The sequence below is a fragment of the Halanaerobacter jeridensis genome (genome assembly GCF_016908315.1).
Taxonomy (GTDB): domain Bacteria; phylum Bacillota; class Halanaerobiia; order Halobacteroidales; family Halobacteroidaceae; genus Halanaerobacter; species Halanaerobacter jeridensis.
This window is the reverse complement of record NZ_JAFBDQ010000023.1, coordinates 19,710-37,439: the sequence shown is the minus strand read 5'-3', so window position 1 is coordinate 37,439 and position 17,730 is coordinate 19,710. Positions and strand designations below refer to the sequence as shown.

14 protein-coding genes, 1 riboswitch and 1 other annotated feature are annotated in these 17,730 nt (G+C 31.1%); all 14 genes read right to left on the bottom strand.

All coding sequences use genetic code 11. From position 1 onward, the window contains the following. Nucleotides 1-570: 570 nt before the first annotated feature. Nucleotides 571-2,793, bottom strand: a complete 2,223-nt coding sequence (locus JOC47_RS14410; RefSeq protein ID WP_204703055.1) for a sensor domain-containing diguanylate cyclase — start codon at nucleotides 2,791-2,793, stop codon at nucleotides 571-573. Nucleotides 2,794-2,934: 141 nt separating this feature from the next. Further along, nucleotides 2,935-5,334, bottom strand: coding sequence for a phenylalanine--tRNA ligase subunit beta (gene pheT / locus JOC47_RS14405; protein ID WP_204703053.1), 2,400 nt, complete (start codon nucleotides 5,332-5,334; stop codon nucleotides 2,935-2,937). A 36-nt stretch (nucleotides 5,335-5,370) separates the two neighbouring features. After that, nucleotides 5,371-6,390, bottom strand: a complete 1,020-nt coding sequence (gene pheS, locus JOC47_RS14400) for a phenylalanine--tRNA ligase subunit alpha (RefSeq protein WP_204703051.1) — start codon at nucleotides 6,388-6,390, stop codon at nucleotides 5,371-5,373. Nucleotides 6,391-6,472: 82 nt separating this feature from the next. Then, nucleotides 6,473-6,692 (bottom strand) — a binding site (T-box leader). 86 nt (nucleotides 6,693-6,778) lie between these two features. Beyond that, on the bottom strand, nucleotides 6,779-7,120 hold the full coding sequence (locus JOC47_RS14395; RefSeq protein WP_204703048.1) for a hypothetical protein: 342 nt from the start codon (nucleotides 7,118-7,120) through the stop codon (nucleotides 6,779-6,781). A 112-nt stretch (nucleotides 7,121-7,232) separates the two neighbouring features. Continuing rightward, complete coding sequence (locus JOC47_RS14390) at nucleotides 7,233-8,033, bottom strand: TrmH family RNA methyltransferase (RefSeq protein WP_204703047.1); 801 nt, start codon at nucleotides 8,031-8,033, stop codon at nucleotides 7,233-7,235. 2 nt (nucleotides 8,034-8,035) lie between these two features. After that, the gene (pfkB, locus tag JOC47_RS14385; RefSeq protein ID WP_204703045.1) at nucleotides 8,036-8,965 is read right to left on the bottom strand and encodes a 1-phosphofructokinase; all 930 of its coding nucleotides are present in this window, start codon (nucleotides 8,963-8,965) and stop codon (nucleotides 8,036-8,038) included. Nucleotides 8,966-8,984: 19 nt separating this feature from the next. Then, nucleotides 8,985-9,632, bottom strand: a complete 648-nt coding sequence (locus JOC47_RS14380; protein ID WP_204703043.1) for a potassium channel family protein — start codon at nucleotides 9,630-9,632, stop codon at nucleotides 8,985-8,987. Nucleotides 9,633-9,939: 307 nt separating this feature from the next. Further along, on the bottom strand, nucleotides 9,940-10,587 hold the full coding sequence (locus JOC47_RS14375; RefSeq protein WP_204703041.1) for a potassium channel family protein: 648 nt from the start codon (nucleotides 10,585-10,587) through the stop codon (nucleotides 9,940-9,942). A 14-nt stretch (nucleotides 10,588-10,601) separates the two neighbouring features. After that, nucleotides 10,602-11,888: a TrkH family potassium uptake protein gene (locus JOC47_RS14370; protein WP_204703059.1), complete on the bottom strand. Its 1,287-nt coding sequence runs from the start codon at nucleotides 11,886-11,888 to the stop codon at nucleotides 10,602-10,604. Between the two features lie 207 nt (nucleotides 11,889-12,095). Next, nucleotides 12,096-12,325: riboswitch (cyclic di-AMP (ydaO/yuaA leader) on the bottom strand. Between the two features lie 105 nt (nucleotides 12,326-12,430). Next, entirely contained in the window at nucleotides 12,431-12,784 is a 354-nt protein-coding gene (gene rplT / locus JOC47_RS14365) for a 50S ribosomal protein L20 (protein WP_204703039.1), read from the bottom strand. A gap of 31 nt (nucleotides 12,785-12,815) precedes the next feature. Next, complete coding sequence (rpmI, locus tag JOC47_RS14360; RefSeq protein ID WP_204703037.1) at nucleotides 12,816-13,016, bottom strand: 50S ribosomal protein L35; 201 nt, start codon at nucleotides 13,014-13,016, stop codon at nucleotides 12,816-12,818. Between the two features lie 18 nt (nucleotides 13,017-13,034). Beyond that, nucleotides 13,035-13,556, bottom strand: coding sequence for a translation initiation factor IF-3 (gene infC, locus JOC47_RS14355; protein ID WP_338035361.1), 522 nt, complete (start codon nucleotides 13,554-13,556; stop codon nucleotides 13,035-13,037). A 271-nt stretch (nucleotides 13,557-13,827) separates the two neighbouring features. Beyond that, the gene (locus tag JOC47_RS14350) at nucleotides 13,828-15,303 is read right to left on the bottom strand and encodes a diguanylate cyclase domain-containing protein (protein ID WP_204703036.1); all 1,476 of its coding nucleotides are present in this window, start codon (nucleotides 15,301-15,303) and stop codon (nucleotides 13,828-13,830) included. 504 nt (nucleotides 15,304-15,807) lie between these two features. Next, nucleotides 15,808-17,721 carry a threonine--tRNA ligase gene (gene thrS / locus JOC47_RS14345; protein WP_204703034.1) on the bottom strand — a complete coding sequence of 638 codons (1,914 nt, stop codon included), beginning with the start codon at nucleotides 17,719-17,721 and terminating at the stop codon, nucleotides 15,808-15,810. Nucleotides 17,722-17,730: the final 9 nt, after the last annotated feature.

Sequence of the window (17,730 nt, the reverse complement as noted above, 5' to 3'; positions counted from 1 at the left end):
TCATAGAAACTTTGGCTTGTCAAGAGAAGTTTAAAATCAAATTTGCCAGTCGCAAATGAAGCTTAAAACTGGCCCCTCTCTTTCAAGCGACATCTGCTAGATTATCATAAGAATCAGTGGTTGTCAAGAGATGATTTGAATCTGTTTTTTTTGCCGCCCCTCTCTTTTTCAGCGACATTAACTAATATAACATCTATCTATTCATCTGTCAATAGTTAATCTATATATCTATATAAAGTGTAACTTTTGGGATTGATTTTCATTTAGCTAATAACTAGTCAAAATCAAAAACTTACAATTAAAACAGAACTATCTTGATAAGACAGTCCCTGTTCCCGCTATTAAAGTAAAACTATCATTAGATGCCTGAGCAAGTTTTTCGTAGTGGCATTAAATTTAGGACGTTAATGAGTCTTAATGAAGTGCAAGTAAAATCAATTTTGTATTACTTAATTTCCAATTTAAATTAAGTAAAATTGATTTTACTTGAACGAATTTTAGACGAATCATCCTAAATTTCTGAACGAAGAAATGCTTGCTCAGGCATCTAGAAGCTACACTTTATATAGATTAATCCTTACTTGTTTTAATACAATCTCCACCTTCTTTTTGAGCTCTAGCTAAAGCACTATCTGCTAAATTAAATAAGGTTTCAATCCCTACTTTTTCCTCCAAAGTAGCAATACCAAAACTAGCTGAAACTAAAATATTGCCATGTCCTTCTATAGTAATTGCTTCATTAATTATTTCCTGTAATCTAAGCGCCAATTCTTTAGCACCGAATAAATCTGTATCAGTTAATACAATTCCCAACTTAACACCTTGGTATCTTCCCATATAATCAGCCGTTCTAATACTTTCCTTACATCTATGGGCCAATACTTTAACAATTTCATCTGCTACTCCATAATCAAATTCATTAATAATATCCTGATATTGGTCTAAGTCTATTAAGATTAGTGATAATCCATGTTCATATCTAACTGCTTGATGATATTCTTTGATCGCTAACTCTTTAAAAGCTTCCCGATTATACAAGCCTGTTAAACTATCTTTAGTAGCCAATTCTTTTACTTCAGAATAATTATAACCATTTTTTAAAGCCATAGCCAATTCATTAGAAAATACAGTTAATTTATCTTTTTGACTTTCACTATACTCAATAACATCCTTATTTCCTAAAGTTAAAACCCCTATTATATCTTCTTCAAAAATTAGCGGAACTCCAATCCAGGACTTTACATTAGTTAATTTACCATATTTACTAAACCAAGGGAATTCTTTAACGTCTTGTACTAACATAGGCTTTGTTCTATTAGTTAAATCATTAAACAACTCATTTTCTGTTATTTTTATTGTTTCATCTTCTATATTTCTTTCCCCTCTAGTAACTAACTCTTTAAGATATTTGCCTTCCTTACCCATAATAACAATAGCATCATATGGTATTAATTTAGGCAGTTTTCTACTTGCCAATCTTGCTATTTGTTCATTATTTAAACTAGAATGCAAAAAACTTATTGTTTCTAATAAATTTTCAGCAGTTATTCTACTTTTGTTTTCTTGCTTGTATTCATTTAAACTCCTTAAATCATTTTTCATTAAATAAATTGCTTCATAGACAACTAATAAAATTAAAACACCTGCATAAAGAATGCTCCAAAAGTAATTATCAAAGAAAATATTAATATTATAAATCACGATTAAACTAGTAAATAAAACTCCTGTGATGAAATAATTGATTTTACTCCTAAAAATCGCCTTTATAATAGTAAATATTAAATAGACTACTAGCAATGTTAAAACAACTTGCCCATAAATAAACATTCCACTATATAATTGCTCTACACTAACAATTACAGCTAAAGAAGTAAGCACACCTAATCCAAAAACTAATTTAAATACTAAATCAGATATTAATTGCGGTCCTAACAGCTTTAAATATTTAAAGAAGACAATTATTATAGCAATTGATAATAATAACTCAAATTTAACTTGATACCAATAGGTAATCTTATTAATTAATCCTAAATCAAATAAATTACCAAACACACCAACTTTAATAGCTAATAATACATTAAACAGTGAAAAATAATATAACCCTTTTGGCCTTCCTCTAAATAAATAAGCAAAAAAGAAAATAATAAAGACTACAAAAATCACAATAAATAAAACTAATACAAATAAATTATTTATTTGTAATTGTTCTTTAGTTCCCAGCTTAATATTTTCTAAATGATTTCCGAACCTCTTTTCTTTAAAATGAAAATTGGAAATTTGCATCACTATATCAATTTCTTCAGTTTTTTCTAAACTTATTACTTGTTCTTTTAATTCTGGGATTTCTACTTCAACTTTACCCCCTACTCGTCCAGCTTGAGCAGCTAATTCTCCATTAATCCAAACTTTATAACTGTTAGCTATTTTCCCAACCTTTAAAGCATTAATCTCAGATTGATTGATATTACTTACAGTTAAATGATAGGTGGCATAACCTGATTGCATTTCCTGTAACCAAGGTATTCGCTTCCCAAATACAACATAGTTATCCCATAAACCAGGTGTAGAAAAACTGCTAACCTCTTTACTATTGATTTCTTGCGGTTCATATAATCTATTTTTATATGTTTCCCATTCTCCAGATAAAATTATACTTCCCTGTTCATTAAAATCCCATTGTTCTAAATCTAATATACCATTTTTGGCTTTAATATTTGCAGAACTATAAATTACTTGAGTAGATAATAACATTAAAATAATCAAAAACAACAAACTCAATTCTTTCTTCTGCAATTTTACCCCCCCTTTAGTTTGATAAAACAACAACTTTGTTTCAAATTTATATTTCTATTTTTATATTATTCTTTAATTGTTTAAATTTTCCTTTATAAAATAATAAAAAAACCAGAGGATTACTCCCCTGGTGCTAAAAAACTATCTTCTAATATGAGCTACTAACTCTTGATTCAATTTTTCCTCAATTTCAGATTGTACTTGATTAACTTCCTCATCAGTCAGAGTTCTATCCGCTACTCTATATTTTATAGAATAAGCTAGACTTTTATCCCCATTTTCTAATTGTTCGCCTTGATATAAATCAAATAATTTAATAGATTCTATTACGTCAGAACCAACTTTTAAAATTAGATCCTTAATTTCTTTACTAGTTACTTCATTATCAACTACTAAAGCTATATCTCTGCTTAAAGCTGGGTATTTAGGCAATGGTTGATATTCTCTATTTGCTGTAGCAGCATTCACAATAGTCTCAAAATCAAGTTCACAAACTGTCACCCGTTCAGAAAGATCATAATTTTCCTGCACATCAGGATGAAGTTCACCTAAATAGCCACAACTTTTTCCCTCGATCACTATTTCAGCAGTCCTACCAGGATGTAAAGCTGAAAATTCCCCTTCAACAAATTGTAGGTCTACTATTCCTATTTGCTTACAATAATTTTCTATTATCCCTTTCAAATAGAAGAAACCAGCAGCATTAACTTCCCACGAATCTTTTAATTCATCCTTCATAACTGCAAAAGATAATTTCAACCTTTCTTCTGGTAATTCACTATTGGATTGAGGTAGAAATACAGTATTTAATTCAAAAATACTTAGATCTTCTACCCCTCGATTAACATTTAATGAAATGTTCTCTAAAAGACTAGGGAGCAAAGTTGTTCTCATTATAGTATGCTCTTCATTAACTGGATTATTAATCTCAACTATATTGCGCAGCCAATTATCTTCCGCTAAATTAAGCTTATCAAACTCACTTTCATTAATAAAAGAATAATTCTGCACTTCAAATATACCTAAATCTGTTAATAACTCTTTAGTCTTAGCTTCTACTTTTTGCTTCCAGTTCTTTTTCCCTTGTTTTAATTCTACTCTTGCTTGAGTTGGTTCAACTTTATCATAACCATAAATTCTTGCTATTTCTTCTATTAAATCAATTTCTTTATTCACATCAACTCGATAAGTTGGAACCTTAACTAAGAGATTAACCCCTTTATCTTCAATATCAAAATGAAGTCTTTCTAAATAAGATTTTATTTTAATTTTAGCTAATTCTAATCCTAATATTTCCCTAACTCTTTGAGGGCGGACAATAATTTCTTGCGGTTTGAGCTCTTCAGGATAAACATCTTTATATCCTTTAAGTACATCACCATCTCCAATTTCAGCTATTAACTCAGCTGCACGATTAAGAGCATATTCAACTCCATTAATATCTACACCTCGTTCAAAACGATGGGAAGAGTCACTAGGTATTTTTAACTTTTTAGAAGTTTTACGAACAGAACTTGGAGCAAAATTAGCACTTTCTAAAAATAAAGTGGTTGTTTCTTCTGTCACTTCACTATTAGCGCCTCCCATAACTCCACCTATACAAACAGGTTTATCAGCATCAGCAATTACTAACATATCTTCATCTAGATCTCGCTCTTCTTCATCTAAAGTAAGTAATTTTTCCCCTTCCTTTGCTCTACGAACTATAATTTCTTGACCTTCTAATTTATCATAATCAAATGCATGTAATGGCTGACCTAATTCCATCAAAATATAATTAGTTATATCAACAATGTTATTAACAGAACCAATTCCTACTGCTTCTAATCTATTCTTTAACCAATCTGGCGACTCTTTTACCTCCACATTTTTTATTACTCGTCCTGCATAGCGAGGAGCTAAATCAGAATCTTTTACTGTGACATCAATTACATCATCAACTTCTTCCTCTGTTTCCTCTAAATCAACCTCTGGTAAATGCAATTCATTATTTGTAATAGCAGCAACCTCTCTTGCTACTCCAATTATACTTAAACAATGAGCATAATTAGGAGTTAAATCAAATTCTAATATTACATCATCTAACTCAATCTCTTTAATTAATTGATTACCAACTTTTAGATCCTGGTCTAAAATATATAATCCATCTACACCATCATCAGGTAAATTTAATTCATTAGTAGAACACATCATCCCGCTAGATTTAACTCCTCGCAATTCTACTTCTTCAATTTTCATTCCATCTGGCATTTCCATGCCTACTGGAGCTACAGGCACCTTATCTCCTTCACTCATATTATCAGCACCACAAACAATTTGTGATACTTTATTTCCTATATCAACCTTGCACACAGATAATTTATCAGCATTTTGATGCTCATTAATTTCCTTAACTTGCCCTACAACTACATCTTTTATTTCTGCACCTAATTCTTCTACTGCTTCTACTTCTAGACCAACCATAGTTAGTTCGTGGGCTAACTCTTCTGGCGAATAATCAAAATCTATATGTTCTTGCAGCCAATTATAAGATACTTTCATTTCTTATCAGTCCTTTCTACTAACTTTTTATCCTGCTTAAAATTGTTTTAAAAATCTCAAATCATTATTGAATAATAATCTAATATCATCTATATCATATTTTAACATTACTAATCGCTCAACTCCAATTCCAAATGCATAACCACTATATTTTTCCGAATCTATACCAGACATTTCTAAAACATTAGGATGAACCATGCCCGCTCCTAAAATTTCTAACCATCCAGTATCAGAACAAATACTACACCCTGCTCCGCCACAATTAGCACAGGAAACATCTACTTCAGCACTTGGCTCAGTAAATGGAAAATAACTAGGTCTAAATCTTACATCTCGGTCTTCTCCAAAAATTTCATGAACCACTTTAATCAATACATCTTTCAAATGGGCAAAAGATGTGTTTTCATTAATCATCAACCCTTCTACCTGATGAAATACTGGCGTATGAGTAGCATCAATTTCATCACTACGATAAACTCGCCCCGGCGCAATAATCCGAATTGGCAACTCTTGTTCTTCCATTGTTCTTACTTGCACTGAAGAAGTATGTGTTCTTAATAATACTCCATTGCTTGTATAAAAAGTATCTTGCATATCTCGAGCCGGATGATTAGCAGGGAAATTCAATGCCTCAAAATTATAATAATCTTTTTCTACTTCTGGTCCTTCAGCAATTTCAAAGCCTAATCCCAAGAAAATATCCTTTAAATCATCAAAAACTAATGTTAAGGGATGTTTAGTAGCTGACTCAATTTTATTCCCTGGTAAAGTAACATCAATACTTTCTTCTTGTAACTTTTTCTCTTTTTCCTGCTGTTTAAAGGTCTCTTTCTTTTCTTCAATTAATTTTTTCAATTTACCTTTAACTTGATTAGCTAATTTTCCAATCACTGGTCTTTTTTCTGGCGGCAAATCTCCCATACCTCTTAGAATCTGTGTAACTTCACCTTTTTTTCCTAAATACTGTACCCGTAAATCTTCTAGTTCATTCATATCAGAAGCTGATTTGATTTCAGTAGTTGCTTCTTCTTGGATACTTTTTAATTTTTCCTCCATATTTTATCCTCCCTTTATAAATCTACAATGAATATTGCTATTATTTAATTAATATCAAAAACAAAAAAACCCCTTCTTTCCGGCTAAGGACGAAAGAAAAAGGGATTCGCGGTACCACCTTAGTTAGCTTTACAGCTCAACTTTAATTCTTGGTTACGGTAGAAAACCGGCTAAGCCTACTATAATTCAGCTAGCAGCTCAGAAGTGAATTCAGTTAGCTTAACCTCCAAGAATAATTCCAGTTACATATTCTCTCCCTGAGAAGGTAATTCTAACTTACTTATCTTCGTCATTGCTATTCACGATATTAAATTCAAATAAATTATATCATAAGCCTGATACAAATTCAATTCTACTTCTGAAAACTAGTTATTATAATTTAAATCTATTATTTTTCCTGCCAATGTTCCATTACCTCACTACCAACTTTTAACCATTTCTGAACATTTTCCTGTTTCAAAATTTGATTATTTTCGTTAACTTGACGAACTACAATATCTAATCTATCACTATTATTTTTTATCATTGTCCTATTCTTCTGTACTTCTTTTTCTAAACTATCCATTCTTGTTCCTAGGTCATCTACTTTATTATCTAAATTCGATACTTTGTCTTCTAGACCAGATACTTTATTATCTAGATCAGTTACCTTATTATCTAAGCTAGTTACCTTATTATCTAAATTAGTTACTTTATCTAAAATAAGTTGTAATATTTCTTCGTTCGCCATTTTATATCACTCCCAATTTGATAAATTAGGTTATCCATATTAAACCTCATTTATTATTGTACCACAAATATTATTTATTATGTATAGTAATTTATAGCAACCTAATTCTCAACTATTTATCTAATTTCTGGCGAATAGCCTCATAAACAATAACACTAGTAGCCATTGCTACATTTAAAGATTCTGCTCCCCCTAATAAAGGAATTTTAATTGATTGATCTGCTAAATCTATTAATTCTTGACGAGGACCATGAGCTTCATTACCAACTATTATAGCTGTAGCAGGTAAATAATCAATATCGAAATGATAATTATCACCAGCTGTATCTGCTACTACAAGATTATAATTACTTTCGCTTATTCCGTGTTCAAATTCATTTAAATCATTAACTTTAGCAATTGGAGTTCTAAAAAATGATCCCATCGTTGATCTAATAGTTTTTTGATTATATAAACTCACTGTTCCTTTAGTAGTAATTATCCCATCAAAACCAGCTGCATCTGCTGTCCTAATAATAGTTCCTAAATTACCTGGATCTTGTATTTGGTCTACTACTAAGATTAATCCATCCTTGTTTTCTAATATATCATTTAACTCATACTCTACTTTATCAGCAATTGCTAAAATCCCCTGCGGTGAAACAGTATCAGCTACTTGCTGTAATAAATCATCATCAATTTTATAAATTTGAACTTCTTTCTCTTCTAATTGCCCCAATAATTTCTGACCTTGTTCATTTCTTAATAAGTATTCTGAATAAAAGACCTGACTTAAATCCACATTTTCTTGGACTGCTTCTTCAATTAACCTTAGACCTTCTAAAACAAATTGCTTATATTTCCTACGATATTTTTTCTTATATAAAGAACGTAAATACTTAATTTTATCATTACTTGAACTAGTAATTTTCATTATTAGCCCTCCACTTGTTTGACTTTTACTTCTTTCATCCATTTTTTAACTTCTACTAAATTAGCAACTTCACTACCAGGGGATAAAATAGTTGCTACACTCATTGCTACAGCAAATTTTAGTTTTTTCTGGGCGGAATAATTTTTAGCATAAGCTACAGCTAAAGCACCAACCATACTATCTCCGGCTCCTACTGTACTAACAACTTCAACTTGAGGTGGACGAGCATAGCAAACATCTTTTTCAGTTACTAATAATGCTCCATCAGCTCCCATAGATACAACTACTGTTTCAATCCCAGAAGTTACTAAATCTTGGCTAACAGAAATTACTTCTTGAAAAGATAATTCTTGCCCCTCAATTTCTTCTAGTTCCCTCAAGTTAGGTTTAATTAATGTTGGCTTTGATTTTAAAGCTAATTTTAATGCTTCTTCAGAAGTATCCAAAAATACTTTAGTAGCTGTTCCATTTAATTCAGCAATTACTTTCTGATAAAAATCAACAGGAGTATTCTCAGGTAAACTTCCTCCTAAAATTAAAATTTCACTTTGCTGAGCTTGCTCTATTATTTTAGCAAAAATTTTCTCTAATTCAGATTCAGTTAATGGTAACCCATGCTGATTGATTTTAGTTTCTTGATTTAAATTATCAATGACTTTAAAATTGATTCGTGTTTCATTCTCTACCCAATTAAAGTCCGTTGTTATTTCTTGTTTCTTTAACTCATCAACTATATATTGACCCGCTACCCCTCCTACACAACCTAAAGCTTGAGGTTCTTGGCCCAATTTCTTAACTGCTTTAGCTACATTAATACCTTTCCCGGCAGCACTTTTGGCCAAAAAATCAACTCGATTCACCTTATCTAATTTAATTTCGTCTGCTTTTAAACTATAGTCTACAGCTGGATTAATCGTTACAGTGCTAATCATTTTATAAAATCCTCCCCAGTTAAAATTTCTTCAACTCTTCTAAGCTATCATTAGAACCAATTACAATCAAAGTATCTTTTTCTTCTATTTTAGTTTCAGCCTGGGGAGATACATCTATTTTTTTACCCCTTTTTATAGCTACCACATTCACACCAAATTTGGTCCTCAAACTTAAATCCAACAAACTACGACCATACATTTTGGAACTAGCCTTAATTTCAATCACACTATAATTAGGAGCTAACTCAATATAGTCTAATATCTGTGCCGAGACCAAATGATTGGCTATTCGAGTTCCCATATCATGTTCGGGATAAACAACTCTATCTGCTCCTAACTTTGTTAAGATTCTACCATGTAGACTATCTTGAGCTTTGGCAACAACTTCTTCTACGCCTAATTCTTTTAAAATTAAAGTAGTTAAAATATTAGCATGTACATCTTCTCCAATACTCACCACAGCTACATCAAAATTCCCAACACCTAAATTAGTTAAAGCCTTCTTGTTAGTAGCATCTAAATTAACAGCATGAGTAACTTCATCACTAATTTCTTGCACTTTTTCCTCATTAATATCAATTGCTAAAACATCATAATATTTATAAGCTAAAGTTTTAGCTACACTAGTCCCAAATCTTCCTAATCCAATAATGACAAACTGTTTCATTTTTTTCACCCCCAGGTCAACTCTCAAAGTTAATATTTCCATAATAAACTTTCTTTATAACCTCGAGGTGAAATTATTTCTATATAAAGTTGCACTTCCAGTGCAACTTTATAGCTAGAAGTAAGTAGTTAGGAGCTAGTAGTTAAAAACATAAAATCAAATTCAAAACCTAAAACATTAACCTAGTATTCAATAATTCAAAGCTATGAACTGTTTTTTGGTTTTGAATTTACTACTAGCTACTAGCTTTTATCTACTAGCTAGTGGCACGATAGTGCCACTTTATATAGATATATTACATAAGTGATTAATAATCTTTTAGTTGCTCTATACTATCCTCTTGGCCCATCACTACTAATACATCACCTTTATTTAGTAAATCAGAAGCATTAGGCGAAATATTAATACCATCATCAGTTTTAATAGCTAAAACATTAACACCAAACTTTTGTCTTAAATCTAATTCTTGTAAACTATGTCCTATCAAGTTTTCAGAAGCAATTAATTCAGCAATATTATAGCCTGGAGCTAATTCAATATGATCTAGAACATTAGCCGAAATCAAATTATTCGCTACTCGAGCTCCCATATCTCGCTCAGGATAAACAACTTTATCAGCCCCAATCTTACTTAATAACTTACCATGCATGCTATCTTGAGCTTTAACTACTACATTAGGTACCCCCAACTCTTTCAAAATTAAAGTAGCCAAAATATTGCCATGTATATTATCTCCAATACTAACAATTCCAATATCAAAATTATTAACTCCTAAACTTTTTAATGCATCCTCATCTGTAGCATCAGCTTGCACAGCATGAGTTACTACATTACTAATTTCCTCTACTAATTCTTCCTTTTGATCAATTGCTAATACATCATAACCTTTTTGTGCTAAAGTAGTTGCTACACTCGAGCCAAAACGTCCTAAACCAATTACCACAAACTGTTTCATAATTATTCTCCTTTCTAACCAACTAGTATTTTTTCTTTCGGATATCTAATATTAGCTTTACGCTTTCTGCGTTCACCAATTGCAACTGCTATCGTTAATGGACCAACTCGCCCAGCAAACATAGTGAAGATAATTAAAATACGACCAACAACTGATAAGTTACCAGTTACTCCAGTAGATAATCCTACAGTACCAAAAGCTGAAACAGCTTCAAAAAATAAATCAATAAAGGCTGCCTCTTCAGTAATCGCTAAAATCATAGTTACACTTACTACTAACATTAATGAAATAGCTATGATTGCAATTGCACTATAAATAACTTCTTTCCCAATTCTACGTTTGTAAAGTTCTACATCTTCTTTCCCAGTAGCTGTCGTATACAACACAGCCAATAATGCACCAAAAGTAGTAGTTTTCACTCCCCCTCCAGTAGAACCAGGGGAAGCACCGATAAACATTAAAGCAATAATAAAAAACAAGGTGGAACTTCTTAAAGCTCCAGTAGGCACAGTATTAAATCCAGCTGTTCTTGGAGTTACAGATAAAAAGAAGGCAGCTAATCCTTTACCCTGCCAAGACAAGTTACCTAAAGTTTCAGGATTAGAAAATTCTAAAGCAAAAGAAACAATAGTTCCCAAAACCAGCAGAACAAGAGTAACACTTAAGACCAATTTGGTCTGCAAAGAAAAATTTTTGAATTTTTTACCATCATATAACTCAGCAATTACCGCAAAGCCAATACCACCTAGAATAATCAAAGCACAAATAGTTAAATTAATTGCAGGGTCACTAGTGAAATTCTCTAAACTATTACCAAAAATATCAAACCCAGCATTGTTAAAAGCAGATACAGCATGAAAAATTGAAAAATAAATTGCTTTTCCCATCGGCATATCTCTAACTAATCTTAAAAATAGAAAGAAAGCACCTAAACCTTCGATGGTAAAAGTAACTCCTAATACATATCTCACCAATCTTACAATTCCCGATAATTGAAATTGATCTAAATCTTCTTGAATTACTAGTCTATGTCTTAAAGTCAATTTCTTACCAATTAAAAAAGCAAACAAAGTTGACATAGTCATAATTCCTAAACCACCAATTTGAATCAGCACTAAAATTACTATTTGACCAAACATAGTAAAAAAGCTAGCAGTATTTTCTACAATTAATCCAGTAACTGCTGTAGCAGAAGTAGATGTAAATAAAGCATTCAAAAAACTCATTCCTTCTCCATTAACTGTAGCTACAGGCAAAGTTAATAATATTGAACCTGTTAAAATAACCACTGCATATCCCATCAATAATACTTGCGCAGGGGTTAAATCATGAAAATTAATTTTACTCAATTTTTGTCACCTCCACCAGCAACAAATAAATTTAATTATAAAACTATGTATCAAAAGTTAAAATTAAACACAAAAAGACTACAGCAAGGTAGCTGTAGTCTTTATATACTATTCCCTACTTTAAAAAAAATAATAGTAGTTTATATAATTCTACACTCTACCCCCCTTTTAAAACACCTACGAGGTTAGCTGACGGGCTAAGGACAAAGGGTAAACCTCACCACTTAAATATAAGTCTAAGTCCAAGTTTAAAGCTAAGTAAAATCTGAAAATAATATGCATTATTTAACATCATACTTGAACTAAGACTTAAACTTAATAAGTAGCTTCGCCCCAAAAAATGGGTCCCCCGCTTCTATAAATAATATAGAATTCGGTATAGAGTAGATATTTAGTTTGCTTATATTATAAATATTTATCATGGCTATTGTCAAGTAAACTTTTAAACAAAAAAGAGCTTAAAGCTGAACGCCTTAAGCTCAATGATATTACAATTATAATTGTTCTTTAGCTAATTCAACTAATTCAGCAAAATCTTCTTCATTATTCACAGCTAATTCAGCTAACATTTTTCGATTAATATCAATATCAGCCTCTTTTAAACCATGAATAAATCTACTATAAGACATATCATGTTTTCTAGCAGCAGCATTAATTCGAGTAATCCATAACTTTCTGAATTCTCTTTTCTTCTGCTTTCTATCTCGATATGCATAGTTTAAAGATCTCATAACCTGCTCTTTTGCAGGACGATACAATTTACTCTTAGAACCAAAATATCCCTTAGCCAATTTTAAAATTTTCTTTCTTCTTTTTAATCTTTTATTACCCCGTTTAGCGCGTGGCATAATAATTCCTCCTTTATTATTTTCTTATATTCTAGTCATACGGCATTAAAGTTTTTAATTTCTTTGCATCAGCTTTATCTAAATGACTATCTTTTCTTAAATTTTTCTTCTTCTCACTTGACTTTTTAGTCATTAAATGATTTCTCTTTGGTCGCTTATATTTATATTTTCCTTTACTTGTCTTCTTAAAACGCTTAGCAGCACCTTTATGTGTCTTCATTTTATTCCCCATCTTTAATTCCTCCTTTTATTAGTTTTTATCACTCTTAGGAGTAATAAACATTAATAAATTACGGCCTTCAAGTTGCGGCTTGCTGGATACTCTACCATATTCTTTTAATTCATCAGCAAATCTATCCATCAAGTCATAGCCAAGATCTTTATGAGTGATTTCTCTTCCCCTAAAGCGAATACTTACTTTAACTTTATCTTTATTTTCTAAAAATCTTTGTGCCATATTCACTTTAGTATTAAAATCATGATCTTCAATATTAACACTCATTTGAACTTCTTTTGTCTTCATTACATTTTGATTTTTCTTAGCTTCTTTAGCTTTTTTCGCTTGCTCATACTTGTACTTTCCATAGTCCATAATCTTACAAACAGGTGGATCAGCCTGTGGAGCTACCTCCACTAGTTCTAAATCTTTTTCTTCTGCTAAACTCAAACCTTTCTTCAACGGCATAATCCCAATCTGTTCACCATCATTATCAACTACTCGTACTTCGCGAGCCTTAATTTGTTCATTGACTCTTAAGTCTTCTGCACTAATTTTATATGCACCTCCATAAATATTCGAAGCTGAAATCTAATTTAAGATAAGATTTTTAGATTCCAGAAAAGAAAAAGGATGACCATTTAAGGTCATCCGCTTCACCAAATTAGCCATAGTTCTCCCTAGGAAAAATTCCTCAAAACAATTACAGCTAATTCAGTATTAACCTATAGGGGTAATCTATAGGTGAGAAGCGGACTACCTCTACTTTATTGTCTTCATCAGTATAACATATCAATAAATACTAGTCAAGCAAATAAAATTTTATTTAAAAATTAAATAATTCTAAAAACTCTTCAACTAATTTAGGGTCAAATAAACTTCCAGCATATCTTTCTATTTTTTCCAATGCTTCTTTTTCTGTATATTCAAATTTACAACTTACATTCATTTTCATTCCACAATCAACACTAGTAATTAACTCATAGTAATAGCTTACTATATAAATCATACGTGCTAAAACTGGGATTTCTTCTCCAGTTAATTGTTGAGGATAACCAGTCCCATTCCAAGATTCATGATGATATAAAATCTCATCAGCAATAGGAGTCAAAGTAGAAAAACTTTTAGCAATATCATATCCTAAAGGTAAATGTCTTAAATATTCTTCCCACTCTTCATTAGTTAAACGCTCTTGTTTATTGAGTATTTTTTCAGGAATACCTACTTTACCAATATCGTGATATCGTGCTAAAAGGGTTAACTTTTCCAATTCATATTCATCCAACCCCACTTTTCTCCCGAATTTTTCTGCTAAAGAAACAACTTTATTATAGGGGACTACACCATCTATTTTAGAGTCTAAATATTCAAGTAAATTATTTAAAACTTCATCCTCTGAATTTGATTTTTCTTCTTCTTTATCTTCATACATTCTGCTTTCAGCCTGATTAAAAATTTTATTTATATCCTCTTCTTGACTTCTCTTCGTAGCAGCACCAAGAGAAATATTAGGAGGGATTGGTTTCAAACTTGAATTATGACAAGCCATTTTTATTCTTCTCATTATTTTTTTAGTCTCTTTAGTATTGGTGTTTGGCAATAAAATTCCAAATTCATCTCCACCCCAGCGCGCAATAATATCTTCAACTCGAGTGCTAGAATTAATTATTTCAGCAACTTCTTTTAATAATTTATCACCCTGTTGATGACCAAAAATATCATTAGTTAATTTCAAACGATTAACATCAGCCAAAATAATACTTAAAGGTAATTGACGAGAAGTATTTAATCTTTTCAATTCTTCCTCATAATAGCGACGATTATAAATTTCAGTCAACGGATCATAATAAACCAAATTATCTCCTTTAAGTTCTGAGGATAAACATTCTTTAATCACTGATAATACTTCAATAACTCTAGAATTAAAATCAGTAACAGGAATATTATGCCACTCACAACAAACAATTTTTCCAGTTTTAGTTTTAATCTTGTGAATAGATTTTGTTTTTAAATTATCTAAATTTTTGTCCAATAAAGATTCTACAAAATTTCTATCTTCATCATTAATCAAAACATCAATTAAATTTTCATTGATCATTTCTTCTTTCGACCAACCAAATAAATCTTCAGCCGAATTATTCCAATCTATAATTTCTAAGTTTCTATTCCAAACAATCACTGCTTGCTCAGAATGATTAAATATAGTTTGGTATCGATTACGCAATTGGAAAATCCGATCTTTCTGTTTTTTAACTCTATTTTGTAATCCAGTTTTTAAGTTTTTATCTTTTCTCTGGGACATAATACCACCTTCTAATTTAAGCTAATCATACTCTTATTATATAATCATTTTCACAAGAAAAAAAGGATAAACCCATTTTTTTGTCGAAAAATGGGTTTATCTATTATCATTTCATTATTTTTTCTTTTTCCTGTTGAGATTCTCCTTCAAATAAAACTCCTTTTTCTTTCAAATTAGCAATTTTATAAAATCCTTACCAGTAAATGCAGTATAATAGAGAGCACCAGCCACTAACAAAAACATTCCAAATATCACTATTTTACCTAATGTAAAAATGTAAATAAGTGAAAAGCTAAATTGAAAGATAGGCGAAAGAATAATTTATATTTGCTATTCCAAGTTGACTGAAAAAGGATGGAATTGTAAATGAAATTATGATTAAAAGTTTTCTTAGATTTATTTTTTATATAAAAACATATATCTTCCTGCATATCTTATATAAAAATATCATTTAAATATTAAAAAACCAGAGCGAGAATTTAAGTTCTCGCTCTGGTTTTTTTATTACTCCATATTTTCTATTTCTTCATTAATTTTCTTTTTAAATTCATCTACATCTACTGCTCCTAAATCACCTTCACGTCTGTCTCGAACTGAAACAGTATTAGCCTGAACTTCATCATCTCCTACAATTAACATATATGGTATCTGCTGTACTTGCGCTTCCCTAATTTTATATCCTACTTTTTCTTGACGGGAATCAACTTCTATTCTTACATCAGCTTCCTCTAATTCTTTTTGAACTGAATACGCATAATCTAATTGGTCATCGCTAATTGGAATAATTTCTACCTGAACTGGAGCCAACCAAGTTGGGAATGCACCAGCGTAATGTTCAATTAAAATCCCCATAAATCTTTCTAAACTACCATAAATAGCACGGTGAATCATTACTGGACGATGTTCTTCTCCATCTTCACCAACATAAGTTAAATCAAATCTTTCTGGCATTTGGAAGTCAAGTTGAATAGTTCCACACTGCCAAGTTCGACCTAAGCAGTCTTCTAAATGAAAATCAATTTTAGGACCGTAAAACGCACCGTCTCCTTCATTCACTTCATAATCTAAACCATTATCAACAATTGCTTCTTTTAATGCACCAATAGCTTTATCCCACATTTCATCAGAACCCATTGCTTTATCAGGTTTAGTACTTAGTTCAACATTATAATCAAATCCAAAAGCACTATAAATAGTATCAACTAACTCTATTACTCCATTTAATTCTTCTTTGATTTGTGATGGTAAACAATATATATGAGCATCATCTTGAGTGAAGTTTCTAACTCTCATCAATCCATGTAAAGTTCCTGAGCGTTCATGACGATGAACCAAACCTAATTCACCCATTCTAATTGGTAAATCTCGATAACTATGAATTTTATCATTATAAACTAAAGCTCCACCTGGACAATTCATTGGTTTTACTGCATGTTTTTCATCATCAATTTCAGTAAAATACATATCATCTTTATAATGATCCCAATGCCCTGAACGCTTCCATAAGTCTTGATTTAAAACAATTGGCGTCTTAATTTCTTTATATCCTGCTTTTTTATGCTCTTCGCGCCAAAAATCAATTAATTGCTTTCTAAGCACCATTCCTTTAGGATGGAAGAAAGGAAATCCTTTACCTTCTTCATGTAAACTAAATAAGTCTAATTTTTTCCCAATCTTTCTATGATCTCGTTTCTTAGCTTCTTCTATTTTTTCTAGATGCTCTTCTAACTGCTGCTTTTTATAAAATGCAGTAGCATAAATTCTTTGCAGCATAGGATTATTCTCATCACCACGCCAGTAAGCTCCAGCAACACTTAACAATTTCAAAGCATTAGCCTTTACTTTTCCCGTTGACGGCAAATGAGGACCCCGACAAAGGTCAATGAATTCTCCTTGTTTATATAAACTAATTTCTTCACCATCTAATTCTTCAATTAACTCTATCTTATATTCTTCATTACGTTCTTTCATCTTAGCAATAGCTTCTTCTTTAGGTAAAACCATTCTTTCAACTTCATAATCTTCTTTAATAATCTCTTTCATCTCAGCTTCTATTTCTTCAAAATCATTTTCAGATAATTTTTCATCTAAGTCAAAATCATAATAAAAGCCGTCTTCAATAGTCGGGCCAATTGCTAATTGAACATCATCATATAGTCTCTTAATAGCTTGAGCCATTACATGTGAAACTGTATGGCGATAAATATCTAAACCTTCTTCTGAATCAATAGTTATAATTTCTAAATCGACATCATTAGTTATCTCATAATCTAAGTCAACTTTTTCACCATCAATTTTTCCTGCTACAGATGCTTTTCCTAGACGAGGTCCAATATCAAATGCAACATCTTTAATAGTAACACCTGCTTCAAATTCTAATTTAGAACCATCAGGCAAAGTTACTTTAATTTCTTCCATAATAAATTC

Coding starts and splice junctions, on each gene's coding strand:
- pheT (WP_204703053.1), bottom strand. CDS start 5,334: ATGAAAGTATCTTATAATTGGCTGCAAGAACATATAGATTTTGATTAT.
- pheS (WP_204703051.1), bottom strand. CDS start 6,390: ATGGAGGAAAAATTAAAAAGTATCCAAGAAGAAGCAACTACTGAAATC.
- JOC47_RS14395 (WP_204703048.1), bottom strand. CDS start 7,120: ATGGCGAACGAAGAAATATTACAACTTATTTTAGATAAAGTAACTAAT.
- JOC47_RS14390 (WP_204703047.1), bottom strand. CDS start 8,033: ATGAAAATTACTAGTTCAAGTAATGATAAAATTAAGTATTTACGTTCT.
- pfkB (WP_204703045.1), bottom strand. CDS start 8,965: ATGATTAGCACTGTAACGATTAATCCAGCTGTAGACTATAGTTTAAAA.
- JOC47_RS14380 (WP_204703043.1), bottom strand. CDS start 9,632: ATGAAACAGTTTGTCATTATTGGATTAGGAAGATTTGGGACTAGTGTA.
- JOC47_RS14375 (WP_204703041.1), bottom strand. CDS start 10,587: ATGAAACAGTTTGTGGTAATTGGTTTAGGACGTTTTGGCTCGAGTGTA.
- JOC47_RS14370 (WP_204703059.1), bottom strand. CDS start 11,888: ATGGGATATGCAGTGGTTATTTTAACAGGTTCAATATTATTAACTTTG.
- rplT (WP_204703039.1), bottom strand. CDS start 12,784: ATGCCACGCGCTAAACGGGGTAATAAAAGATTAAAAAGAAGAAAGAAA.
- rpmI (WP_204703037.1), bottom strand. CDS start 13,016: ATGGGGAATAAAATGAAGACACATAAAGGTGCTGCTAAGCGTTTTAAG.
- JOC47_RS14350 (WP_204703036.1), bottom strand. CDS start 15,303: ATGTCCCAGAGAAAAGATAAAAACTTAAAAACTGGATTACAAAATAGA.
- thrS (WP_204703034.1), bottom strand. CDS start 17,721: ATGGAAGAAATTAAAGTAACTTTGCCTGATGGTTCTAAATTAGAATTT.